Annotated in this window: 22 protein-coding genes; 9 read left to right on the top strand and 13 right to left on the bottom strand. The window is 68.2% G+C overall.

What is annotated here, in order from left to right; all coding sequences use genetic code 11:
- The first annotated feature begins 23 nt into the window (after positions 1-23).
- Entirely contained in the window at positions 24-1733 is a 1710-nt protein-coding gene (locus tag EV653_RS21830) for a DUF2207 domain-containing protein (protein ID WP_134105571.1), read from the top strand.
- A gap of 24 nt (positions 1734-1757) precedes the next feature.
- Here EV653_RS21830 and EV653_RS21825 read toward each other — a convergent pair whose 3' ends face one another.
- From EV653_RS21825 to EV653_RS21810, 3 genes are all read right to left on the bottom strand, one after another.
- The gene (locus EV653_RS21825; RefSeq protein ID WP_134105570.1) at positions 1758-2768 is read right to left on the bottom strand and encodes a neutral zinc metallopeptidase; all 1011 of its coding nucleotides are present in this window, start codon (positions 2766-2768) and stop codon (positions 1758-1760) included.
- Between the two features lie 1377 nt (positions 2769-4145).
- Complete coding sequence (locus EV653_RS21820) at positions 4146-5489, bottom strand: neutral zinc metallopeptidase (protein ID WP_238159950.1); 1344 nt, start codon at positions 5487-5489, stop codon at positions 4146-4148.
- 26 nt (positions 5490-5515) lie between these two features.
- Positions 5516-6466, bottom strand: a complete 951-nt coding sequence (locus tag EV653_RS21810) for a neutral zinc metallopeptidase (protein ID WP_134105569.1) — start codon at positions 6464-6466, stop codon at positions 5516-5518.
- A gap of 192 nt (positions 6467-6658) precedes the next feature.
- Between EV653_RS21810 and EV653_RS21805 the strand changes: the two genes are divergently transcribed.
- Positions 6659-8353, top strand: coding sequence for a DUF2207 domain-containing protein (locus tag EV653_RS21805; protein ID WP_134105568.1), 1695 nt, complete (start codon positions 6659-6661; stop codon positions 8351-8353).
- Between the two features lie 64 nt (positions 8354-8417).
- Here the strand turns inward: EV653_RS21805 and EV653_RS21800 are convergent, their stop codons facing one another.
- The 3 genes from EV653_RS21800 to EV653_RS21790 all read right to left on the bottom strand — a co-directional run bounded on the left by EV653_RS21800 (position 8418) and on the right by EV653_RS21790 (position 11206).
- On the bottom strand, positions 8418-9710 hold the full coding sequence (locus tag EV653_RS21800) for a peptidase C39 family protein (protein ID WP_134105567.1): 1293 nt from the start codon (positions 9708-9710) through the stop codon (positions 8418-8420).
- 61 nt (positions 9711-9771) lie between these two features.
- The gene (locus tag EV653_RS21795) at positions 9772-10329 is read right to left on the bottom strand and encodes a GNAT family N-acetyltransferase (RefSeq protein WP_134105566.1); all 558 of its coding nucleotides are present in this window, start codon (positions 10327-10329) and stop codon (positions 9772-9774) included.
- A 31-nt stretch (positions 10330-10360) separates the two neighbouring features.
- Positions 10361-11206: a lysozyme gene (locus EV653_RS21790; protein ID WP_238159949.1), complete on the bottom strand. Its 846-nt coding sequence runs from the start codon at positions 11204-11206 to the stop codon at positions 10361-10363.
- Between the two features lie 133 nt (positions 11207-11339).
- Here EV653_RS21790 and cysS point away from each other — a divergent pair, with 133 nt between their 5' ends.
- Genes cysS through EV653_RS21770 form a run of 4 tightly spaced genes read left to right on the top strand, consistent with a single transcriptional unit; the run spans position 11340 to position 14448 of the window.
- Entirely contained in the window at positions 11340-12767 is a 1428-nt protein-coding gene (gene cysS / locus EV653_RS21785; protein ID WP_134105565.1) for a cysteine--tRNA ligase, read from the top strand.
- A 1-nt stretch (position 12768) separates the two neighbouring features.
- Positions 12769-13734 carry a 23S rRNA (guanosine(2251)-2'-O)-methyltransferase RlmB gene (gene rlmB / locus EV653_RS21780; RefSeq protein ID WP_134105564.1) on the top strand — a complete coding sequence of 322 codons (966 nt, stop codon included), beginning with the start codon at positions 12769-12771 and terminating at the stop codon, positions 13732-13734.
- A 31-nt stretch (positions 13735-13765) separates the two neighbouring features.
- On the top strand, positions 13766-14047 hold the full coding sequence (locus EV653_RS21775; protein WP_134105563.1) for a type II toxin-antitoxin system Phd/YefM family antitoxin: 282 nt from the start codon (positions 13766-13768) through the stop codon (positions 14045-14047).
- A complete protein-coding gene (locus tag EV653_RS21770; RefSeq protein ID WP_134105562.1) occupies positions 14044-14448 on the top strand; it encodes a type II toxin-antitoxin system VapC family toxin in 405 nt (134 codons plus the stop codon). Before EV653_RS21775 ends, EV653_RS21770 begins: the two co-directional genes overlap by 4 nt.
- A gap of 47 nt (positions 14449-14495) precedes the next feature.
- On the opposite strand, the gene EV653_RS21765 is transcribed toward EV653_RS21770, so the two are convergent.
- The 3 genes from EV653_RS21765 to EV653_RS21755 form a co-directional block, all read right to left on the bottom strand.
- Positions 14496-15374 carry a S1 family peptidase gene (locus EV653_RS21765; protein WP_134106645.1) on the bottom strand — a complete coding sequence of 293 codons (879 nt, stop codon included), beginning with the start codon at positions 15372-15374 and terminating at the stop codon, positions 14496-14498.
- 142 nt (positions 15375-15516) lie between these two features.
- Positions 15517-16395, bottom strand: coding sequence for a S1 family peptidase (locus EV653_RS21760; RefSeq protein WP_238159948.1), 879 nt, complete (start codon positions 16393-16395; stop codon positions 15517-15519).
- Positions 16396-16480: 85 nt separating this feature from the next.
- Entirely contained in the window at positions 16481-17065 is a 585-nt protein-coding gene (locus EV653_RS21755) for a TetR/AcrR family transcriptional regulator (RefSeq protein ID WP_131460575.1), read from the bottom strand.
- A gap of 86 nt (positions 17066-17151) precedes the next feature.
- Here EV653_RS21755 and EV653_RS21750 point away from each other — a divergent pair, with 86 nt between their 5' ends.
- From EV653_RS21750 to EV653_RS21740, 3 genes are read left to right on the top strand one after another with little or no spacing between them, the layout of a single operon-like run.
- Positions 17152-18300 (top strand): acyl-CoA dehydrogenase family protein, encoded by a 1149-nt coding sequence (locus tag EV653_RS21750; RefSeq protein ID WP_134105560.1) that lies wholly within the window; start codon positions 17152-17154, stop codon positions 18298-18300.
- On the top strand, positions 18301-19068 hold the full coding sequence (locus EV653_RS21745) for an SDR family NAD(P)-dependent oxidoreductase (RefSeq protein WP_134105559.1): 768 nt from the start codon (positions 18301-18303) through the stop codon (positions 19066-19068).
- A gap of 5 nt (positions 19069-19073) precedes the next feature.
- A complete protein-coding gene (locus EV653_RS21740) occupies positions 19074-19526 on the top strand; it encodes an NUDIX domain-containing protein (RefSeq protein ID WP_238159947.1) in 453 nt (150 codons plus the stop codon).
- Between the two features lie 25 nt (positions 19527-19551).
- Here EV653_RS21740 and dgoD read toward each other — a convergent pair whose 3' ends face one another.
- The 4 genes from dgoD to EV653_RS21720 are packed head-to-tail and all read right to left on the bottom strand — an operon-like array spanning position 19552 to position 23596.
- Positions 19552-20697 (bottom strand): galactonate dehydratase, encoded by a 1146-nt coding sequence (dgoD, locus tag EV653_RS21735; RefSeq protein ID WP_134105558.1) that lies wholly within the window; start codon positions 20695-20697, stop codon positions 19552-19554.
- A 53-nt stretch (positions 20698-20750) separates the two neighbouring features.
- Positions 20751-21791, bottom strand: a complete 1041-nt coding sequence (locus EV653_RS21730) for a hypothetical protein (RefSeq protein WP_134105557.1) — start codon at positions 21789-21791, stop codon at positions 20751-20753.
- A complete protein-coding gene (locus tag EV653_RS21725) occupies positions 21791-22297 on the bottom strand; it encodes a SigE family RNA polymerase sigma factor (RefSeq protein WP_134105556.1) in 507 nt (168 codons plus the stop codon). Before EV653_RS21725 ends, EV653_RS21730 begins: the two co-directional genes overlap by 1 nt.
- A 51-nt stretch (positions 22298-22348) precedes the next feature.
- Complete coding sequence (locus tag EV653_RS21720; RefSeq protein ID WP_238160157.1) at positions 22349-23596, bottom strand: DUF4032 domain-containing protein; 1248 nt, start codon at positions 23594-23596, stop codon at positions 22349-22351.
- Between the last annotated feature and the right edge of the window lie 46 nt (positions 23597-23642).

Raw genomic sequence — 23642 nt, 5'->3', positions numbered from 1 at the left:
CGGCACGAGACTACTCTCGACCCATGTCACCGAAGCGCCGCCTCCTTCCGGCTGCCCTGCTGATCTGTCTGACCGCGCCGGTAGCGGGCCTGTTCGTTGCCCTGAGCCCGGTATCTGCCCAGGCAGCCGGCCGGGCCGACGACCGGATCACGGCGTACACCGCGGATGCGACGCTCACCAAGGACGGGCAGCTCCAGGTGAAGGAGACGGTCGACCTGACCGCCGGCGGTACGACGTTCAGCCGGACGCTGACGACCCGGGTCCGGTCCGACTCCGAGCGCGACCGCACGTACGACCTGAAGGACGTGTCGGCGACGGTGAACGGCGAGCCCGCGCAGGGCTTCCAGAACCAGAGCACCGACGACGGCCGCAAGCTCACGGTGAACGTGTCCGGTCAGTCGAAGATCGTCTACAGCTACACCGTGGACAACGTGGTCGCCGATTCGACCGAGGGCCGCGAGGTGAGCTGGCCGATCGTGCAGGGCTTCGCTGTCCCGGTCCCGACGGCCAACCTGAGCGTCAGCGTGCCGTTCGCGACCTGGGTGACCTGTTTCGCCGGCCGGACCGGTTCGAGCATGCCGTGTACGTCGTCCCAGCTGGGCGAGTCGGCGGACCTGCAGATCCAGCAGAACGGCGTACCGGCGGGTGGCCGGGTGACCTTCCTGACCGGGCTGAGCGATCAGGCGACGGTGCAGGCGAACGCGCAGTACTCGACCCGCTGGTCGCTCGGCCGGGCGTTCACCGTGGACTCGAGCACGATCGGCCTGGCCGTGATCGTGTTCGGCATCGGACTGCTCGGTGCGGTTGGCCTGTGGTTCTTCCGTGGCCGCGACGCGGCGAAGGTCGGTGAAGGCGCGCCGGAACGTCCGGTGCTCGACAGTGCCGACGGGCCGCAGTTCGCCGCGCCGGACGGCATCCGGCCCGGTCAGGTCGGCACGGTGGTGGACGAGACGGCCGACGTCGTCGACATCACCGCCACGCTGCTGGACCTTGCCGTGCGCAACTACCTGACGATCGTCGAGCAGCCGCGCGAGTCGCACTTCGGCAAGCTGGACTGGGAGTTGCAGCGGCTGCACGCGGGCGGGCCGGAGCTCCTGCCGTACGAGAAGGCCTTGCTGGACGCAGTGTTCGCGGACGGCGACACCGTGCTGGTGTCCGCGCTCGGCCCGTCACTGCGGCCGCGGCTCAACCTGGTCCGCGAGCAGCTGTACGCCGACGTCGTGACGCAGGGCTGGTTCAACAACCGCCCGGACGCCGTGCGGAACCGGTGGACCACAGCAGGCGTGGTGCTGCTCGGTGCGGGCGTCGTACTGACGATCGTGCTCGCGATCGTCACCAAGTTCGGTCTGGTCGGCTTCGCCGTCATGGCGGCCGGTCTGGTGCTCGCACTGGTCGGTCAGGCCGCACCGGCCCGGACCGCGCGCGGTGCCGCCGTATTGGGTCGCGTAGCCGGTCTGCAGCACTACCTGGCCAACGAGTCCTCGTCGACGCTGCCGCAGAGCCACCGGCTCGAGTTCGCGTCCCGCTGTCTGCCGTACGCCGCTGTGCTCGGGCTGACCGAGAAGTGGGCGCTGGAGATCGCAGCGACCGATGACGACGACGACCCCGACGCCGGCATCGGCTGGTACTCCGGACCGGAGAACTGGCACCTGTCGGACATCGGGGAGTCGCTCAGCAACTTCGTGACCGCGTTCGGCGGCTCGCTGACCACCGCCCGCCGGCTGTTCGGCTGACGGGCGGCGGCTGCGCTGTTGCGGCTAGTTGACCCGGACGTCTGCTGCGGTGAACGTGTTGCAGGCGTCCGGCTTCTTGCTGTTGAAACCGCTGATCGACCACTGGTAGTTGCTCACCCGGTTGCCGTGGTCGTGCACGCGCGGCCGGGCGTAGTCGTCACCGGAGTGGGAGATCAGGAACTTCCAGTTGGCGAGCAGCGGGCCGTTCATCGGCGTGAACGCCGCGTTGGCGCCGAGGTAGACGGCGCCGAGGCAGGTCGCCTGCAGTTCGCGCCGGCGGCTCTCGAGGAGCTTCTGGTTCGGCGTCATCGACTGCTGCCGGGACATCGACGAGGCGAGGATCCCGCTCAGCTTCTGCACGTGGTGCCCGTACTCGTGGGCGAACGTGTTCAGCATGACCGCACGCGCGTAGACCGGGTTGGTCCGGTAGTACCCGTTGTCCACGCTGAACGGCAGGTAGATCGTCTCGTTCGCGCCGCAGTACGCCGCGCGCACGCTGCGCTGGATCCCGCACGGGGACGGCGTCTTGCCGACGTACACGACCGCCTTCGGGTTGCGGAACGGCAGGTTGGCCTTCTTCATCGCCAGCCACCAGGTGCGGTTGAGGCAAGGCAGCAGGCGGTTGTAGTACTGCTGCGCTGCCGGGACCGTGACCGGTGCGAACGGCGGCTCCGCGCATTTCGACGCGGCGACCGGGCCGACTTTGTAGAGCGCGCTGCCCTTCACCACCTCGTCGGCCGTCGGGCCGCGGGGCGTGGACGGGCTCGGTGAGGTCGACGGGCTCTCGGACGGCGACGAGGACGACTCTGACACGGGCGCCGTCGGACTGTCCTTGGCCTGCGGGTCGTCACCGCCACCGACACTGCGGATGAGCAGGGTGATGCCCGAGCCGACCACTAGTACAGCGAGCGCGACCAGAAGGATCAGCAGATTGCGCGAGACCTTCTTCTTACGACGACGCCGGCCGCCCGGTGGCTGCGGGATCGGGATCGGCGGGTACTGCCAGTTCGGTCCTTGCTGGACGGGCTGACCCATCGGCCCGATCTGGCCCGGACCGCCCTGGGATGCGGCGTGGCGGGGACCGGCCTGCTGCTGTGGTGAGAGCGCGTTGCTCCATGGGGACGTGGGCTGCTGACTCTGGTTGGCCGGGCCCCACAAGTAGGAGTCTTCGGAGCGCGGACCACTCTGATCCCGCTGCGGCGGCTGCGACGGCGCCGCCTGCCAAGCACTCGACCCGGACTGCGCTGTCGCGGACCAGCCCTGGCCGGACTGACGGGAACCAGCTTCGGAGGACTCATGCTGCGACTCGCTGTCGCCTGCAGAGTCGTCCCGCAACGTCCACGACTGCGCGGACCAGGAGGCCCCTGCTTGTGACGCTCCGGACTGCGGCGAGCTCGGCTGGGACGGGCCGTCGGGTCCGGACTGCTTGGGGCTCTGCGGGGTTGGGGCGGACTGCGACCAGAACGAGTCCGACTGCGGAGTGGACGCCGTCGGGCTGGTCTGCCACGGGTCAACCTGGGGCGGGCCGGACTGCCACGGACTCGGCTGGCTCGGGCCGGGCCGGCCGGAACCCCCTTGGTTAGGGCGAGGCCGATTGCGACCCGACTGCCTCGGGCCGGGCTGGTTGGGACCCGACTGGTTCGGCCCAGACTGTTGTGGTCCGCGGTGCTGACGGCCGGGCTGGTTCGGACCTGGTCGGTTCGGACCCGGCTGGTTCGGGCCTGACTGGTTCGGGCCTGACTGGTTCGGGCCTGGCTGGTTCGGGCCTGGCTGGTTCGGGCCTGGCTGGTTCGGGCCTGGCTGGTTCGGGCCCGGGCGGGCAGGACCGGACTGCTGCGGACGGGATTGCTGCGGGCCCGACTGCTGGGGGCCGGACTGTTGCGGACTGCGCTGGCCTGGGCCGGGGCGGCCCGGAGCTGAACCCTGGACCGGTTGGTTCGGGTCGGCGGGCTGGTCGGGGTGTTCGCGGCGGGTGGGGTTCCAGCCGCCGGCGAACCAGTTGTTGGCGGGAGGCTCGGCCTGCGACGGGTTCTGGAACTCGCGCTTGGCGTCGGTGTCACCGATCCACCACGACTGCCCACCCTGGCCGTTCCCAGGACCACCCTTCGCCTGCCGAGGACCGCTCGTGGCGGGGCCGCGCCGGCTCTCCCCAGGAGCGCCTTGGCCCTGTCCGGGGCCTTGGTCGTCTGCGCTGGGGCGGTGGGGGTTCTGCCCGGGACCGTGCTCCGGTGGGCGGTTCGGCTGATCGTCAGCCGGGTCGCTCCCCGGGGGCTGGTTCCAGTTGTCCGACATCGATACTCCTCACGACCTTGCTGGGTGGGGGTGCCGGATGCCGATTCCCCCGGACATACTTTGCGCGATCCGGACGCACCAGGCTAGCTACCCCGGCCAGTCGTCTCGAACTGGTTTCACCTACTTCACCTGCGCCGCCGATGCGGCCCAGGTGTTGCACGCGTTCGGGTTGCGCCCGTTCCACCCGCGCAGTGCCCAGTAGTTGTGGATCGGCGGGGCTCCGTGGTCGTTCCCGTTGTCGATCGTGTTGGCGATCAGCCACCGCCACTGGACCAGGGACTGCCCGGTGATCGGGTAGCTGCGCCGGTTCGAGCCGATGAAGATGTCCGAGAAGCACGACGCCTGCAACTCCAGCCGTCGGCTGTCCTGCAACTCCTGTGTGTACGTCGCCCGCTCGTACCGGATCCGCGCGTACGCCTGCAGGATCCCGGTCTGGTTCTGCACGTGGTGCCCGTACTCGTGGGCGAACTGGTGCAGCATCCACATCCGCGCCCAGACCTTGCTGTACGACTGGGGGTAGCTGTTGTAGTTCCCGACGTCCTGGGTGAGGTTCATGTAGATCGTGTCGTTGGTGCCGCAGAAGAACGGCGGCCCGGTGTCGCTGTGGGCCCCGCACGGCGACTGCACGGTGCCGCTGAACGTGATCACGTTCGGGGACCGGAACCGCCCGCCGGCCTTGGTGATCATCGGCGCCCACGCCTTGTTCAGGCAGGCCAGCAGGTTCTTGTAGTTGGCCCGTGCGCCGGCCGCGGTGCTCTGCCGCGACTTGGACTCCTTGCAGTTCACCGACCTCATCGCGCCGACCTTGTACAGCTTGTTCCGCACCACCAGGTCGGTGTCGCTCGGCCCGGGGTTGGTCGTCGGCGTGCTGCTGGCTGTCGAGCGGGACGTGGTCGGCAGCGGCGCCTGCGTGGTCGGCCGGGTCGTGGTCGGCCTCACGGTGGGCTTGGTGGTCGGCTGGCCGGACGGCTCGGTCGATGGTTCGGTCGTCGGTTCGGTCGTCGGGCTGTACGACGACGTGGTGGTCGGCTCGGCGTACGACGGGTCGTCGTTGGATTTCAGGATCGACGAGGCGATCTTCAGCCCGATCACTCCGACTACCACCACGCCCAGGACCACGAACAGCGCGATCACTCCGCCACGGCCTTTCTTCGGCGGACGCGGTCCGCCGGGCGGCGCACCCGCGCCCCAGCCGAACTGCGGCTGACCGTGGAACGGCTGCCCCTGGAACGGTTGGCCTTGGAACGGCTGCCCTGGGAACGGTTGGCCTTGATACGGCGGACCAGGAGGACCTTGGTACGGCGGTCCCGGCGGGCCCGGCGGCGGTCCTTGCGGTCCTTGCGGCGGACGGCCAGGCTGTCCGCCGTACCCGGGCGCTTGCTGACCCGGTCCCGGCTGCCACGGCGGTGGCTGCTGCGGCGGGTACTGCTGCCCGGGCGGTGGACCCCATTGGTTGCCTGACACAGCGGTGACGCTACCGGAGCCCAGGCTCAACTTACCCGGGCGGGCGATGCCGACCAGGTGTTGCAACTCGACGGGTTACGGCTCGCAAAGGCCGCGCGGCTCCAGGCGCCGTGGCTGGTGGTGCTCCCGTGATCCCTCGGGTACGGCGGCCGGTCGCCGCTGTTGTTCACGTCGTACAGCCACATCTGGTACGCGTACCCGGTGATGCCGTAGCTGGCCCGGTTGGAGCCGAGGAACACGTTGCCCAGACAGGAGGCCTGGAGTTCGAGTCGTCTGCTCAGCACCAGTTGCCCGTCGGTGGTTGCGTCGTACCGGAGCTTCTCGTAGGCCTCGCCGAGCCCTGTCATCCACTGGACCGAGTGCGCGTACTCGTGCGCCACCGTGAAGCTGCCGACCATCCGGCCGAACGTCGGGTTCTGCTTGTAGAACGAGATGACCGACGGCGACTCCATATAAATGGTGTGGGTCGTCGGGCAGTAGAACGACCGCCCCGGCCCGCTGCCGCACGGTGTGTTGAACGTGCCGCCCCAAACGACCAGACCGGGCGAACGGAACCGCCCACCGGCCGCAGCGACCTGTCGCGGCCACGCGCGGTCCAGACAGGCCTTGATCGTCTTGAAGTACGCCAATGCCTGCGCACCATTACCCGGACCGGTCCTCGCCTGCTTGCAGTTCACCGTCCGCATCGCACCGGTCTTGTACAGCCGATGCGTCGCGTTGTACGTCGCCGGGTTGACCTGCACGGGCTTCGGCGGGGCTGTGGTCGTCGTCTTGGTAGGCGCGGGCCGTGTCGACACAGCCGCGGTCGGGCGCACTGACGTGGTGACAGTCGGTGGTGCGGCGACAGTCGGCTCCGCACCGCCGCTCTGCGCGCGTTTGACGAACAGGAACACGCCACCGGCGGCAACTACGGCGACCAAGGCAACAATCAGTAGCGCCGCGCCACCTGACTTCTTCCGCGGCGGTTGCGGCGGCAACGGACCCCACCCGAACTGCGGTCCGGGCGGTGGCGGCGCTGCGTAGTACTGCGGCGGCCGGGGAGGAGCCGGGTAACCCTGCGGTGGCGGGACGAATTGCCCGGGAGGCGGTCCCCATTGGTTGCCTGACACTCCGCAGACGCTATCGTGCCCGGTGTCAACCTGACCCTCTTTCTACGGTGTGATTGGGCGATGCGTCTACGTCTCCTCGGGCTCTCCCTGTGTGCCCTCGGCCTGCTCGGCCTGTCCACTGTCCCGGCAGGCGCGACCGGGACCTCCGGGACCGGCGCTGCCGCCGACCCGGTGGTGACCAACTACGACAGCCAGGTCCGGGTCGAACGTGACGGCCTGCTCCGGGTCGCGGAGACCTGGAAGCTCAGCAACGTGAACGGGACCTTCACCCGGTTCATCCTCACGCGGGACCACCTGCCCGACGACATCGACCACGTCCAGGAGATCGGCGATGTGCAGGTCAAGGCCGGCGGCCAGGACAAGAAGGCGGACGTCAAGACCGACGGTGACGTCACGTCGATCGCGGTCCCCGGCATCGACAGCGGTACGACGGAGCTCGACTTCTCGTACACGGTCAAGGGCGCGGTGGCGACGGTCCTGGACGGCACCGAGGTGCGGTTCGCGCCGCTGACCGGGATCAGCATCCCGATCCAGCAGGCGAACGTGGTCTACAGCGTCCCTGAGGTTTCGCACGTCTCGTGTTTCGCGGGCCCGATCGACAGCAATATCCCGTGCACGCTGGCGCAGATCGGCGAGACGTCCGGTCCGACCTTCCAGCAGGCCAACCTGCCGCCGGGCAACACGGTCCGGATGGCGGTCGGCTTCCCGAAGGGCCAGATCGCGGCCAACTCGATCGTCGAGTACCGCCACACCTTCAAGCGCGCTTTCTCCACCGACGCGGCGCAGTTGATCACCGCACTGGCCGTGCTGCTGCTCGGTGCGATCGCACTGTTCGCCCTGTACCGGCTGCGTGGCCGTGACCAGGTCGACCCGCGTCGCGTCGTACCGGCCTCGCTGTTCAGCCTCGGGACCGATGCCCGGATCAACTTCTCGCCGCCCTCGGACCTGCGGCCCGGCGAGGTGGGCACGCTGATCGACGAGCGGATCGATCCGGTCGACGTGACCGCGACGATCATCGACCTGGCCGTCCGCGGGCACATCACGATCATCGAGCAGGAGCACAGCACGGAGTACTCGCGTCCGGACTGGGAGCTGCGCCGGGTCTCGAACGCTCCGTCGGAAGAGCTGCAGCGCTACGAGAACGTGCTGATCCGCGCGATCTTCGGCGACGCCGACTCGGTGCTGGTCTCCGAGCTCGGCCGCCAGGTCCGTGCGAACCTCGAGCAGGTGCAGGACGCGCTGTACGACGGTGTGGTCAAGCGCGGCTGGTTCAGCGAGCGCCCGGACCGGACTCGGTCGCTGTGGGCAACGATCGGCATCGCCACCACTGTGATCGGCGCAGTTGCGACTGTTCTGCTGGCCCTGCTGTCGACCTGGGGTCTGCTCGGCATCGCGATCACACTGGTCGGCATCGGACTGCTCGTCGTCGGTCGCTACATGCCGGCCAAGGCTCCGGCGGCAGGCCGCGTCCTGGGTCAGGTCGCCGCGATCCGCGGCGAGCTGCTGGAGATGGACGTCAGCGAACTGCCGACCGACCAGCACGCCGAGCTCTGCTCACGCGCTCTGCCGTACGCCGTCGTACTGGGCGGATCGGAGCGCTGGATCGACGCACTGGTTGCCACCGACACCACGCCGGACGAAGAGGACGAAGGCTTCACCTGGTATCGCGGTCCGCGCGGCTGGCATCTGCAGTACCTGCCGGACTCGCTCCGCAACCTCACCACGAACCTCACGGGCGCACTGTTCGCCCGCTAATCGCTAAAGGTCCACAAAGAACAGAGCCCGCCACGCCGCCCGGCGTGGCGGGCTCTGTCGTCTCTCACCAGTTGTGTTGAGGAGCAGGGCTCGGCGGAAGCGCCACACCCTCCGGGTGGATCACATAGACCAGCCCACCGGAGTGCGGCACCCATGCGTTCTCGAAGGCGGCCCGGTCGTACGTCGTCCGCACCTGGTCGTCACTCGCGATCAGATGCGACGCCGGGTCGTTCACCACCACGTTGCCGGCGGCATCGAACCCGACGATCACCATCAGGTGGCCGTTGGTGCCGTACCCCGCGCCGGGCAGATCGCTCTTCTTGAACGACAGCGAGGCCACCAGCGGGATCCCCGCCTTGATGAACTGTTCCGCCTCGGTCAGCGACCGCAGCCGGGTGACGAAGGCGTCCACGCCACGACTCCCGGCGTACGCCGTGTTGAACGGCCAGTTGCCCGCACCGTCGTACGAGTAGTCGAAGACGGACCGGGCCGAGTGATCCACCTGCGGATCCGGATCGGACGGATCGACCCAGACGGTCTCGGCCGCGGTCGGGCCGGCGCCCCAGTAGTCCAGCACCATCGCGGTCGACGTCGCCGAGCACCAGGCCTCGCCGCCGCCGTCCCACTGCGGGTAGTGGCCGATGTGCGTCTCCTGCGAGTACGTCGGCACGTCGAGCACCATGCCTTCCGCGCCGCCGAGGGGGCTCACGGCAACGGTCTTGTCGGACGGCAGCCGGGAGGCCATCGCGCCGACGGACCGGACCACCGGCGACTGCGTCGTACCACTGAGCCGGTAGAGCGTGACCTTCAGCTGCCAGCGATCCAGCCAGTGGCCGGTGGCTGCCTGGAAGGTGTCGACGGCAACAGATCCGTTCGCGTCACCCTGGCTCGGCACCGACGTCCGGTGGATGTCACCGGCCGCAGTGTCGTCGCCGCTGTTCCAGCGACCCATGACGTACCACTTGGTCGTGGCGCCGGTGTCCGTGACGCCGGCCATCGAGACTTCGATCCAGGTCCCGGGCGGGGTGGTGGCGTTCCAGGAGGCGACCAGCTCGGTCAGCCCGAAGCCGGTGCTGACGTGCGGTGAGATCCAGCTGGTCTGGTCGTAGTTCTTGGCGGTGCCGTCGCCGAACGGGTCGACGTACGACGTGGTGCCGGTCGACGTACCGAAGGTGAGGGCGCCGTCGGTGACGGTGGTGCCGAACTGGTCGCCGGACAGGAAGTCGGTGGTCGACGTCCAGGTGCGGTAGGCGACCTCCCGGGCCGGCGCGACCTTGACGGCTTCGCTCGGCAGAGTGCCGGCGCTGAGCACAACCGCCCCGACGATCAGGGCGGTGACAGAACGGGCGGAAGTCATAGTCCGACGTTAGACCTCGTTGGCACTCGCTGCCATGCGAATGCGTGCCGTAGCAAAAAACTTACGAACGCTTGTCCCATTCGGCTTTGAGCATGGCGAAGACCAGTTCGTCGGTCCACTCGCCCTTGAGGTATTCGTTCTGCATGAAATGCGCCTCCTGGCGCAGGCCGAGGCGCTTGAGCAGATTGACCGACCCGTCGTTGCGAGCGTCCAGCCGGGCGATGATCCGGTGCATGCCGAGCTCGTCGAACCCGATGCGGAGCAGCTCGACCGCAGCTTCACTGGCGTACCCGTGCCCGACCGACTCCGGGTGGAAGACGTACCCGAGCTCGCCGGTCTGCTGCTCGACGCTGTTCATGAACAGCGTGACCTCGCCGAGGTGCCGGCCGGTGTCCCGGAGGATGACCGCGGCGGTGAGCGCTTGACCGTCGCGGTCCATCGCAACGTCGGCCATCCGGCCGGCGAGAGCCTCCTTGACCTGCTCGGGCGTCCGTACGTCGTACAGCAGGTAACGGGTGACGTCCGGGTTCGACTGCAGTTTCAGCAGGTCGTCGTAATCGGTCTCGACATAGCGGCGCAGTGTCAGGCGATCGGTCTCGATCGGCAGCGTGTAGCTCACCGATCGAGACTATGCGACCACCGCAACCTGTTTAGCCGTTGGCGAGCGCCTGCAACCGGGACATGTCGCCGTTGAAGCGGTCCTGGTCGATCGGCGTCGAGCTGTACTGCCAGATGGTGTGGAAGGGCCAGCCACCCGGCAGCGTCCCGGGCGAGGAGGCGTACTTCGCGACCCATAGCGGGTTGGTGGTGTTGAACGCGGTGCTGTTGCCGGTGCAGCGCGTCCACCAGTCCAGGTTCGTGTAGATCGGCACGTCCCGCCCGGTCTTGGCCTTGTAGGTGTTGGCGAAGTCGCGGATCCAGCTGACCATGGAGGCCGCGCTCAGCCCGTAGCAGGTCGCGCCGTACGGGTTGTACTCGATGTCGAGTGCACCCGGCAGCGTCTTGCCGTCCCTGGACCAGCCGCCGCCGTGGGCCAGGAAGTACGTGGCCTGGTTCGCGCCGCTGGAGTCGTTCGGTGTGGCGAAGTGGTACGCGCCGCGGATCATCCCGACGTTGTAGGAACCGTTGTACTGCTGGGCGAAGTACGGGTTCGTGTAGTAGTTGCCTTCGGTCGCCTTCGTGTAGGCGAACCGCTTGCCGGCGTTCCACTGCGCGGTCCAGTCGACATTGCCCTGATGGCTGGACACGTCGATGCCTTCGACCGTGGCATCGGGCGCCATTACGGCGGGAGCCGCGGCGGCGGTAGTGGTGGTGTTCTGCACCCAGCCCATGTAAGCGTCGCCGGCCTTCTCGATGCCGTGCTGACGGGCCTGGGCGGTGGGCTGGTGGGACGAGGTGCTGCCATCGGTGGCGATGGTGCTTGCTTGGGCGGAGCCGATCGAGGCCAGCAACAGGCCAAGAGTCACGGCGGCACCCGTGAAAAGGGCGGACTTCACGGTTTCCTCCAGAGCGATGAGGGGCGGACAGAGCGCTCGGAACTCATTCTTCCCCGGCTCCGGAAAGAATCAACCTTTGAAGCTGTGGTGCAGGTGATTATTTACCTACGTAACCTCCCGTTACCCTTGACCGGTGACACTTCGTTTGTACGACACCGCGACAGCAGCAGTGCGAGATTTCGAGCCGGTCCACCCGGGCAAGGTCGGGATCTACCACTGTGGGCTGACGGTGCAGGGTGCCCCGCACGTCGGGCACATCTACAAGGAAGTCGTCTTCGACGTACTGCGCCGCTGGCTCGAGCGCTCCGGCTACGAGGTCACCGTGATCGCGAACGTGACCGACATCGAGGACAAGATCCTCGCCAAGTCGGCCGACCGCGGCGTCCCGTGGTGGGCGCACGCCTACGAGTTCGAGCGCGAGCTGCACTGGGCGTACGACGTCCTCGGCTGCCGCCCGCCGACGTACGAGCCGCGCGCGACCGGGCACATCCCGGAGATGATCGAGCTGATCGAGCAGCTGATCGCGGACGGGTATGCGTACGTCGCTCCGGACGGATCCGGTGACGTGTACTTCGACGTGAAGGCCTGGCCGGCGTACGGCGCCCTGTCGCACCAGAAGATCGACGACATGGAAGCCGCCGAGGACGCCGACCCGCGCGGTAAGCGGGACCCGCGCGACTTCGCGCTGTGGAAGGGCTGGACCGAGGCCACGCCGCGGACCGCCTCCTGGCCGGCGCCGTGGGGACGCGGTCGCCCGGGCTGGCACATCGAGTGCTCGGCGATGGCAGGCAAGTATCTCGGCGAGGAGTTCGACATCCACGGCGGCGGGCTCGACCTGCGCTTCCCGCACCACGAGAACGAGTTGGCCCAGTCGACCGCGGTCGGGCAGAAGTTCGCCCGGTTCTGGATGCACAATGCGCTCGTCACCACGGCCGGCGAGAAGATGTCGAAGTCGATGGGCAACAGCGCCGTCGTGCGGAACGTGGTCGAGCGGGTCCGCCCGATCGAGCTGCGCTACTACCTCGTGCAGTCGCACTACCGGTCGGTGGTGGAGTTCTCGTTCGAGGCGCTCGAGGAGGCCGCGAAGAGCTTCCAGCGGATCGACGGATTCATCGCCCGGGCTGTCGAGGTGACCGGTGGGGTGGAGCCGGCGGCCGAGCTGCCCGCGGAGTTCGAGACCGCGATGGACGACGACCTCGGTACGCCGGCCGCCGTCGCCGTGCTGCACAACACCGTCCGGGACGGCAACAAGCTCGTCGCCGACGGGGACTCGGTGCTGCTGCGGGAGACCCTCGCGTCGGTGCGCGGGATGCTCGGAGTGCTCGGGCTGGACCCGCTGGCCGAGCCGTGGGTGTCGCGCACCGGTGGCAGCGACGAGCTCACGGAGGTCGTCGACGGGCTGGTGAAGGCGCTGCTCGAGCAGCGGCAGGCCGCCCGGGAACGCAAGGACTTTGCCGCCGCGGACGCCGTCCGCGACCGGCTGAAGGCGCTCGGCGTCGTCGTCGAGGACACCCCGCAGGGACCACGCTGGTCCCTCGCATCTACAGACGAAGGAAGCTGAAGTGCCAGGCAGTAGTCAGCGCAAGGGCGCCATCCGGAAGAAGCCGAAGGGTAACCCCACGGCCGGGTCCGGTGGGCGGGTTCGCCGTGGTCTTGAGGGCCGGGGCCCGACGCCGAAGGCGGTGGACCGGGTCAAGCACCCGGCACACAAGCGGGCGAAGGCGGCCGAGCGCGCCAAGGAGCGCGAGCGCGCCCCGCGGCGTCAGGCCCGTAAGGACGGCGACGCGAGCGTCGAGTGGGTGTACGGGCGCAACCCGGTTGTCGAGGCGCTGCGGGCCGGCGTGCCGGCATCGGCTCTGCATGTCGCCGAAGGCACGGAGCGGGACGCCCGGCTGCGCGAGGCGCTGCTGGTCGCGGTCGAGACCGGTGTCTCGGTGCTCGAAGTGCCGCGGACGGAGCTCGACCGGGTCACCGCGGGTGGTTCGCACCAGGGCGTCGCGCTGCAGATCCCGCCGTACGAGTATGCGCACCCGGACGACCTCGTCGCTAGGGCGCACGACTTGGGCGAGGTGCCGCTGATCGTCGCGCTCGACGGTGTGACGGATCCGCGCAACCTCGGCGCGATCACCCGTTCGGCGGCCGCGTTCGGCGCCCACGGTGTCGTCGTACCGGAGCGTCGTACGGCGTCGATGTCCGCGTCCGCGTGGAAGACCTCCGCCGGCGCCGCGGCCCGCATCCCCGTCGCCCGGGCCGGCAACCTCAACCGGGCGCTCAAGTCCTACAAGGACGCCGGCCTGCTGATCATCGGCCTGGACATGGACGGCGCCGTCGAGCTCCCGGAGTTCGAGGCCGCCACCGAGCCCGTGGTCCTGGTCATCGGCTCCGAAGGCAAGGGCCTGGCCCGCCTGGTCCGCGAGAACTGCGACCTGATCGTCTCCATCCCGATGACCAGCGCCACCGAGTCCCTGAACGCCGGCATCGCCGCCGGCGTAACCCTCTACGAAATCTCCCGCCGCCGCGCCTCTTGATGTAACTACATGATGTAGTTACATTGGTGGTATGAGAACGATCGGATTGCGGGAGCTGAACCAGAATCCCTCGAAGGCGGTGGCTCGCGTGCGGGCCGGCGAGACGATCCTGGTGACCGATCGGGGTCGGCCGGTGCTCCGTCTTGTGCCAGAGGATGATCAGCCCGGAGTTCTGCGGCACATGATCGAATCGGGCGAGGCGACGCCGCCGGCCGAGCTCGGAATGCCGGATTTGATGCTGGACCTTGCGCCGGGGCTCGACAGCCTTTCCGATCTGCTGATCGCTGATCGGGACAAGGATCGGCGCAGGTGATCTACCTGGATTCCTGCGCGCTGCTCAAGTTCATCAAGCCGGAGGCGGAGTCTGCTGCTCTCCGTGCGTGGCGTGAAGGGCTGAGCGCGGACACCGAGTTGGTAACCAGCGAGTTGGCCGGCCTCGAGATTACCCGCACGCTGCTCCGGGCAGGAGTCGATCACCAGCAGGTGCCGTATTTCGCCGGGCAGGCGGTCCGCGGCGTCTATTTGGTCGACCTGACGTCGACGGTCCTCGGCCGGGCGATGGCTTACCGGACGGCCAGGTTGGGTTCGCTTGATGCGATCCATCTGGCTAGTGCAGAGCCATTTCGGTCGGAGCTTTCGGAGTTCGTCACCTATGACAAGGAGCTGACCAGCGCAGCCGAGGAGCTGGGCTTCCCGGTCTTGTCGCCTGCCTGACAAGCGCTGTGGGCCCGGAGAGCTCCGGGCCCACAGCTATGTCAGCGTCAGTAGACGCTGACGCCGTAGCGGGAGAGGGCTTCGGTGACGGGCTGGAAGTAGGTGGTGCCGCCGGAGGAGCAGTTGCCGGAGCCGCCGGAGGTGAGGCCGAGGGCTACCGTGCCGGCGAACAGCGCGCCGCCGGAGTCGCCGCCCTCTGCGCAGACGTTGGTGCGGATCAGGCCGGTGACGGTGCCCTCGGCGTAGTTCACCGTGGCGTTCACTGCCTGGACCGTGCCGCTGTGCACACCGGTGGTGCTACCGCTGCGCTTGACCGCCTGGCCGACAGTTGCGTTGCCGGCGGACGTGATGTCCTGCGAGGTGCCGTTGTACAGGTCCACCGTGCCGGGGTGGTTCGTGTATGACGTGCTGTACTTGACGATCGCGTAGTCGTTACCCGGGAAGCTCGATCCGTACGTCGTACCGAGCAGGGTGGTCTTGCTGGAGTTCGAGTACCAGCTCGACGCGATGTTGCCGCAGTGACCCGCGGTCAGGAAGTAGTACGTGCTGCCGCTGCGCACGTTGAAGCCGAGCGAGCAGCGGTATTGCCCGCCGTAGATGGCGTCGCCGCCGGCGATGTACTTCGTCAGCTTGCCGGACATCTTCTCCAGCGTGATCCGGTTGCCGAACTGCTTGGTCACACTGGTCAGCTTCGACAGCTTCGCGCCGGTGACCGTGTCGTCGTACGACACGATGATCCGGCCGTTCGGGTCGGTCTGCCACGCCGTACCCGGGATCGTCGCGTCCTTGCTCAACGTCGACGTGATCGCGGATGCGGACAGTGCGGCGGGATTGACCGGCGCGGCCGAGGCCTGTGACGCCAGAAGTCCGGCGGCAGCAAGCCCGGCCGCGGCCAGGAGAGCGGTGGTACGGCGGAATGGGGACATGTTCACGGTTTCAGCCTCCTCACGATGAGGACGCCTTCGGGGCGGGGCGTCCTTGACTTCAACCGTCTCCAGTCCTACCCCGGATGTCCCTGAGTATTCAAGAGGTTCCGGAGAGTAGGGGAAACCTGCACCCAGAGCTGTCTCAGTAGATCGAGACGCCGTACACGTTGAGGGCCTCGACCACCGGCTGGAAGTAGGTCACTCCACCCGTCTTGCAGTCGCCGGAGCCACCGGAGGTCAGGCCGAACGCCCACTGGCGGTAGAACAGCGGACCGCCCGAGTCGCCCGGCTCCGCGCACACGCTGGTGCGAATCAGGCCTGCCACGCGTCCGTCGCCGTAGTTCACGGTCGCGTTCAGCCCGGTCACCCGGCCGCTGTGCAGGCCGCTGGTGGCGCCGGAGCGGTACACCAGCTGGTTGAGGCCCGGGTTCATCGCGGTGGTGATGTCCTGCGAGTGCCCGTTGTACAGGTAGACGCTGCCGCCCGGCGGCTTCATCTTGATGTCGGTGCGGTAGACGACGAGCGAGTAGTCGTTCCACGGGTAGCTGGCGCCGACGACTGCGCCGGTGTACACAGCGTGGTTCTGGTCCTGGTACCAGCGGGCCGCAGCGACGCCGCAGTGACCGGCAGTGAGGAAGTAGTACTTACCGCGCCGCTGCACGTTGAAGCCGACGGAGCACTTGTACTCGCCGCCGAACGTCGCCATCCCGCCGCTGATGTACTTCTGCAGCTTGCCGGGCAGTTTCTCCATCGTGATGTTGGAGGCGAGCTGCTTGGTCAGGCCGGTCAGCTTGGTCAGCTTCGTGCCGGTGACCGTGGAGTCGTACGACACCACGACGGTTCCGTCCGGCTTGGTCATCCACGCCGTACCGGGGGTGTTGATCTGGTCGTTCAGCGTCTCGGTGATTGCTTTGGCGGACAGTCGCGGCGGCTTCACCGGGTCCGCCTTGGCCGGTACGGCGGCGGCCAGGGCGAGCGCGGCGGCCGCCACCACGGCCGCGGTTCGTCGCAGGGTTTTCATAGTCATCAGCCTTCCGGGGCGTACGGCTCTGATGCGCAAGATGGCAGCAAGAGGACGAATCCCCAACCTTAGAGGTGCGGGTGGTTCAGTCCAGGCGCAGGGAGTGCAGGACGAACGAGGCGAGTTCGCGGTACGCCTCGGCGTCGTTCAGGCCGGTACGCCGGGCAATGTCGCCGCGCTGGATCGCCTGCATGGTGTGCGCGATCATCTCGGCCGCGAACGCGATGTCGACCTGCCGGAACGTCTTGTGGTTGATCCCGTCCTCGATCAGCTGCCGGACCCGCTCGGCGGCGATCCGGGTGTTCCGCTCGTACACGGACCGGGCCGGCGCGAACGTCGCCACGTCGTCCAGGAAGGTCCGGCTGGCCGGCCGCAGCGCGTCCGCGACGGCGTTCAGGTACGCCGCGATCCTGCGGTCGTGCCGGGTCTGGCGGGCGACCGCGGACTCCACCTGTGCGGTCGCGTTCTTGAAGTAGTGCTTGACCACCTCGACGGCGAGCTGTTCCTTGCTCGGCGCCAGCGCGTAGAGGGTCGTCTTGCTGCAGCGCAGCTCGGCGGCCAGATCGTCCAGGGTGAAGCGGCTGAACCCCTGCTCGAGGAACAGGGACAGGAGCCGGTCGAGGAGCTCGGACTGACGGCGGGTCCGCCGCCCCGGAACGACTGTTGTCATATCGAGACAGCATAGAACGATACGCAACTATGTTCGTCAGTATCATCAGGAGTATCATTTCGTCAGCTGTGGAGAGGGGGTTCCTGATGGCTGTCGACCGACTCCTGCCTTCTGACGAATCCATTGACCTGCTCGCCCTGGTCCGGGACCTGTGTGAGCACGAGCTCGCCCCGCACGCCGCCCGTGCGGAGGAGAGCGAGACCTTCCCGAGGGACGCGTTCCGCACCCTCGGCAAGGCCGGCCTGCTCGGCCTGCCGTACCCGGAGCAGTACGGCGGCGCCGAGCAGCCGTACGAGGTGTACCTGCAGATGCTCGAGGAGATCGCGTCCGCCTGGATGTCGGTCGGTGTCGGCGTCTCGGTGCACACGATGACGAGCTACGCCGTGGCGACGTTCGGGACCCAGGAGCAGAAGGACCGGCTGCTGCCGGACATGGTCGGCGGCGAGCTGCTGGGGGCCTATGCGCTGTCCGAGCCGCAGGCCGGCTCCGACATCAGCTCGCTCACGACCCGAGCGGTCCGGGACGGCGCCGAGTACGTCCTGAACGGCACGAAGGCGTGGATCAGCCACGGCTCGCACGCGGACTTCTACACGACGTTCGCCCGGACGTCGGAGGACCCGAAGCGCGGCATCTCGGCGTTCCACGTGCCCGGTTCGGCCGAGGGGCTGAGCTTCGGCGCGCCGGAGCGGAAGATGGGCCTGACCGGCTCGACCACGACGCTGGTCAACTACGACAACGTCCGGATCCCGGCCGCCAATCTGATCGGTGCGGAGGGCGACGGCATGCGGATCGCGTTGTCCGCGCTGGACTCCGGTCGGCTCGGGATCGCGGCGTGTGCGGTCGGTCTGGCGCAGGCGGCGCTGGACGTCGCCGCGGCGTACGCGAAGGAGCGCCGGCAGTTCGGGCACGCGATCGCGGATTTCCAGGGGATGCAGTTCCTAATCGCGGACATGGCGGCCGCGGTCGAATCCGCGCGGGCGACGTACCTGCACGCCGCGCGCCGGCGGGATCTCGGCCGGACGTTCACCCGCGAGGCGGCGATCGCCAAGCTGGTCTGCACGGACACGGCGATGAAGGTCACCACCGACGCGGTGCAGGTGCTCGGTGGGTACGGTTACACCCGGGAGTTCCCGGCCGAGCGGTACATGCGCGAGGCCAAGGTGACCCAGATCTTCGAAGGCACCAACCAGATCCAGCGGCTCGTGATCAGCCGCGAAGTTCTCAGGAGCGTGTAGATGAAGTTCAGCCCGTCCGACGTCGCCCTGGTGACCGGTGGTGGTTCGGGGCTCGGAGAGGCGACGGTACGACGGCTTGCCGCCGACGGACTGGGTGTCGTGATCGTCGACCTGCCATCGTCCGCGGGCAAGGCGGTCGCGGACGAGCTGGGCGATCGGGTGGTGTTCGCGCCGACCGACGTCACCGACGAAGCCGGGGTGACGGCAGCGCTCGACGCGGCGGCCGGCCTGGGTGACCTGCGGGTGGTCGTGAACTGTGCCGGCATCGCGACGCCGGGCCGCGTCGTCGGCCGTAAGGGCCCGTTGCCGCTGGCAACGTTCCGGCAGGTGATCGAAGTGAACCTGATCGGCACGTTCAACGTGCTCCGGCTGGCGGCCGAGCGGATGATGGCGTTGCAGCCCGGCGAAGACGGTGACCGCGGCGTCGTCGTGATGACCGCGTCGATCGCGGCGTACGACGGCCAGATCGGGCAAGCGGCGTACGCGTCGAGCAAGGGCGGGATCGTCGCGCTCACGTTGACGGCGGCGAGAGACCTTGCGGACAAGGGGATCCGGGTCGTGACGATCGCGCCAGGCACGATGGAGACGCCGATGCTCGCCGGGCTCCCGGAGGAGACGCGGGCGGTGCTCGAGCAGCAGGTCCCGCACCCGTCGCGGCTCGGCAAGCCGTCGGAGTACGCCGCGCTGGTGCGGCACATCCTCGACAACCAGCTGCTGAACGGCGAGGTCATCCGCCTGGACGGCGCGCTGCGGATGCCGCCGCGTTGATCCGCGTGCCCGCGATCCTGCTGCGTGCGGGATCGCCGTTCGCCCAAGTGTGGTGGCGGATCCGGAGACCGACCACGTTCGGCGTGAAAGCCCTTGTACGGCAGGCGGACGGCCGGTTCCTCGTCGTCCGCCACTCCTACGCCGACACCCGCCGCTGGGCTTTACCCGGCGGCGGCTACAAGCCCGCGCGCGAGACGCCCGCGGAGGCGGCTGCTCGCGAGCTCCACGAGGAACTGGGCCTCGTGCTCGCGCCGGAATCCTTCACGGTCCTGGACACCACGGTGACCACATTGGAAGGCAAACACGACACCCTCACCATCCTGACCGCGTTAGCCACGTCCGACGCTTTCACCCTCTCACCAGAGCTCGCTGAGGCCCGGTGGCTGACGAGCCTGGACGAGCTGGGTGACGCGCCGCTCTCCCAGTGGCTGCTGAGAGCGCTGGCCCGAGCGAACTGAAGCTGCCGCCTCACACCGTGCCGGGTCACCACTCGGCGAAGGAACCGTCTTCGTGGCGGAGGATCGGTGAGCGCCAGCGATGCGGATTTGCGGCGGCCTCGCGGACTACCTCTTCGTTGATCTCGATCCCCAGCCCGGGTCCTGTCGGGCGCTCCACGTGCCCGTCCGTGAAGGCGAACACTGCAGGATCCACCAGGTAGTCGAGTAGCTCGTTCCCACCGCCGTACTCGATGCCCAGGCTCTGTTCCTGGATCAGGAAGTTCGGTGTGGCGAAGTCGATCTGCAGGCTCGCGGCGAGCGTGATCGGCCCGAGCGGGCAGTGCGGCGCGACATTCACGTCGTACGCCTCGGCCATCGCGGCGATCCGTCGTACTTCGGAGACGCCGCCGGCATGCGAGATGTCCGGCTGCGCGACCGCGATCCCCGTCGTCAACACGTCCCGGAAGTCCCAGCGCGAGAACAACCGCTCGCCAGTCGCGATCGGAATACTGGTCGACTCTGTGATCCGGCGAAGATCGCGCGAGTACTCCGGCGTCACCGGCTCCTCGACGAACAACGGAAGCAACGGCTCGAGCAATGGCAGCAGTTGCCGAGTGGCCGCCGTACTCAGCCGCCCGTGGAAGTCGAGGGCAATGTCGACGCCATCGCCGAGCGCAGTCCGTAGCGCCTCGACCCGCGCAGCCATCCGCCGGACATCGGCGGCACCCGGAATCGGCGGCAGTGCCTCGGACACGTTGATCTTCACGGCGGTGAAACCGCTGGCGACCTTGGCCTGCGCATCGTCGACAAGAGCAGCGTTGTCGACTCCGTGCGCCCACGTGTACATCCGGACCCGCTCACGGACCGGCCCGCCAAGCAGCTCATGCACCGGTACGCCGTGATGCCGCCCCTTGATGTCCCACAACGCCTGGTCGATACCCGCCAGTGCACTCGACAGCACTGCACCGCCGCGGTAGAACCCGCCCTTGGCCAGCACCTGCCAGTGCTCCTCGATCCGCAACGGATCCGTGCCGACCAGGTACTCCATACAGGCCGCAACCGCTCCCTGCACCGCCTCGGCCCGCCCCTCGACGATCGGTTCACCCCAACCGCTGATCCCCTCATCGGTATCGATCCGCAGGAACTGCCACCGCGGCGCGACCAGAAACGTCTCGTAGCCCACAATTTTCACGTTTCAACCCTAGTCACCATCTGCGGTGGGCAACCGCCGGACCGCCTCTGATTTCAGCGGGCGGGTGGGGTGATGGCGCGCGGCGGGTCGAACATGTCGCTGGGTTGGTGAGGTTTGTGGACGCCCCGCTGGACGAGGTCGACCGTGATCCCGTCGGCACGCCGCTGGGTTGTTCCGTCGTCGGTGGCGAAGGTTCCGTCGACCGAGCAGTAGTCGGAGGTGATCCAGACCGGGTACGAGGCGGCGCCGGTGTGCAAGGTGACGACGAAGGTGCGTTGGTTGATGTTGCCGCAACCCGTGGCGCGAGCCGGCGGCGGGCCTTCGGGCGAATCGTTCACTCGTCGTGCGAAGGCGGAAGCCGGTCCGGCGGCGAGGTCGGTTCCCGCGACCAGCGTGCCTCGCCAGTACTCGCACACGCCGGCAGAGGTGAACCGTTCGTTCGCCTTGAACCCGGCGCCGTGCGGCTCGGGGAGGGTCGGCGTGCAGCCGTAGTAGTCGGTGCCGGTGATCGGGCGGGCGGAGTCGACGATGCGGCGGCGGAGCGTGTCGTCGTTCGTCAGCACGCTGATCTTCGTCCCGCCGACGAGCCGGGTCTCTTCGGTCCAGCCCCCGTCGTAGTGCTTGATTCCGGGCGCTTGCACGTCGTCGAACCAGAGATACGGCTGCCGTTTGTTCAGTGGCAGTACGGCGTACTGGCACGTGTACCAGCTTTTGCTGAGCCAGCCGCTCAACCGTCCGATGGAGGGGACGGCCGAGTTGGCGAACGTCGTACACGGTGCCGGCCCGGAGATGTACTGCGTCCACCTCGTCGGCACCTGCACCTGCACCGTCTTGTACGACTCCCAGCGCCATCCGGCAGCGGGCGGGCCCGGCCGGCTGATCTGCGGATCGGTCCGCAGCCCCGACGTCAGGGTGTGCGTCGCGACGATCGCAGTGGCGACCGCAGCGGCAGCTACGACGACCGCGCCGACCGCGCGGCTGGTGCGGCGACGGCGCAGACGGGCGTGTACGCCGGCCAGGAGGTGGTCGTCCGTGGGAGCGTCCGCGGCGTGCTTCGACAGGCTGTCGGCGATGAGTTGCTCGGAGCGGTCCATCAGCGCTGGACCTCCTCGGTTTCGATGGTGGTGCGGAGGCTTGCCAGCGCACGATGGATCTGCGAGCGCACGGTGCTTGGGGAACAGTCCAGGATCACGGCGATCTCCGCGTCCGGGAGATCCTCGTAGTAGCGCAGTACGACGGCTGCCCGTTGTTTCGCGGGCAGCGTCGCGCACAGCGCCCACACGGCGTCGTGTTCTGCCTGTGTGACGGCGTGATCCGGCGTTGCGTCCGACGTTGAGGCCGACGTACCGGGGTTCTCGGTGGGGGATTCGCGGCGGAAGAAGCGGCGCCAGCGGGAGATGTCGGCGTTGACGATGCAGCGGCGTACGTAGGCTTCCGGATCCTGGGCGCGGCAGATCTTCGTCCAGCGTGAGTACGCCGCGATCAGCGCGTCCTGGACCGCTTCCTCCGCGCGGTTGTGGTCGCGCGTGACCAGGTACGCGAACCGCAGCAGCGCGCCGCCGCGCTGAGTGACCCAGTCGTCGAAGTCGGGTGTCTCCATCCGGCACCTCCCACCCTGATCACGTCACGGAGGACCGGAACGTTGCAAACCTCAGTCGGGCTCGGGCAGAGACGGTGTCGGCAGCGCGAGTTTCTCGTCCGGCTTGGCCGCCAGTACGTCGTTCACGTACGAGCGGGCCGCTTCCATCGTGTCGACCTCGTGGCCGGCCTGTTCGGACAAGAACCAGCGGTGTTCGAGGACCTCGTGAAAGACCTCGGCGGGTTCGAGCTTGCGGTTCAGGTTGCGGGGGACCGAGCGGACGACGGGCTCGAAGACATCGGTCAGCCACTGGTGGGCGACGATCTCCTCGTCCTCGTTCTGCTGGTCGGTCGCGGCGGCGAACGCGTCCAGGTCGTTGAGGAGCCGGCGCGCCTGGTTCTCCTCGACGTCCAGTCCGGTGAGGCGGAGCAGGCGGCGGGAATGGTGGCCCGCGTCGACGACCTTCGGCTGGATGCGGACCTGGCTGCCGTCCCAGTCGGTGATGATGTCGATCTCGGCGACGTCGAAGCCGAGCTCGTTCAGCCGCCGGATCCGCGAGTCCAACCGGTGCATCTCGTCGGTGGCGAACTCCTCCGGTGCGGTCAGCTCGGCCCAGAGCGCTTCGTACCGCTTCTGGATCGACTCGACGGTTTCCTGCGGGTCGATCGACTCGTCGAGCAGACCGCCCTCCTGCAGGTCGAGCAGCTCGCCGAAGAGGTTGATCTCGGCGGTGTACAGATCGTGCGCCCGCTGCCCGTCGGAGATGTCCTGGTGCAGCTCACCGGTCTCGGCATCCACCAGGTACGCCGCGAACGCGCCGGCGTCCCGTCGGAACAGGGTGTTGGACAGCGAGCAGTCGCCCCAGAAGAACCCGAGCAGGTGCAGCCGGACGATCAACGCGACCAGCGCGTCGATCAGCCGGTTGACCGTGTCCGGCCGGAGCGTGCTGGAGAACAGTGCGCGGTACGGCAGCGAGAACTGCAGGTGCCGGGTGATCAGGATCGAGTCGATCGGCTCGCCGTCGCGGTCGATCCGGTCGGTGATCACGCCGACGGGCTCGACGGACGGGGCCTCGAGGCGTTCGAGGTCGCGGAGCAGCCGGTACTCGTGCATCGCCAGATGCTCGAGGACCTCCTTGATCGCGTACACCGTGCCGTTGACCCGGACGAAGCGCACGACGTGCCGTGAGATACCGCGCGGCAGCGCGACCAACTGGTCCTCGGGCCAGTCCTCCAGCGGGACGTCCCAGGGGAGCGACAGCAGGCCGGTATCCGGGCGGGTGGCGACGAAGCGGGGCACGGCTCCCAGTCTGTCAGGAATCCTGAGGGTTCAGCGAGGTACGCAAGTGCTTGCAAATTCTTGCGTG

Source organism: Kribbella pratensis (assembly GCF_004365355.1).
Lineage (GTDB): Bacteria > Actinomycetota > Actinomycetes > Propionibacteriales > Kribbellaceae > Kribbella.
The sequence above is the reverse complement of the archived record's forward strand: the minus strand, read 5'-3'. Positions and strand labels throughout refer to the sequence as shown.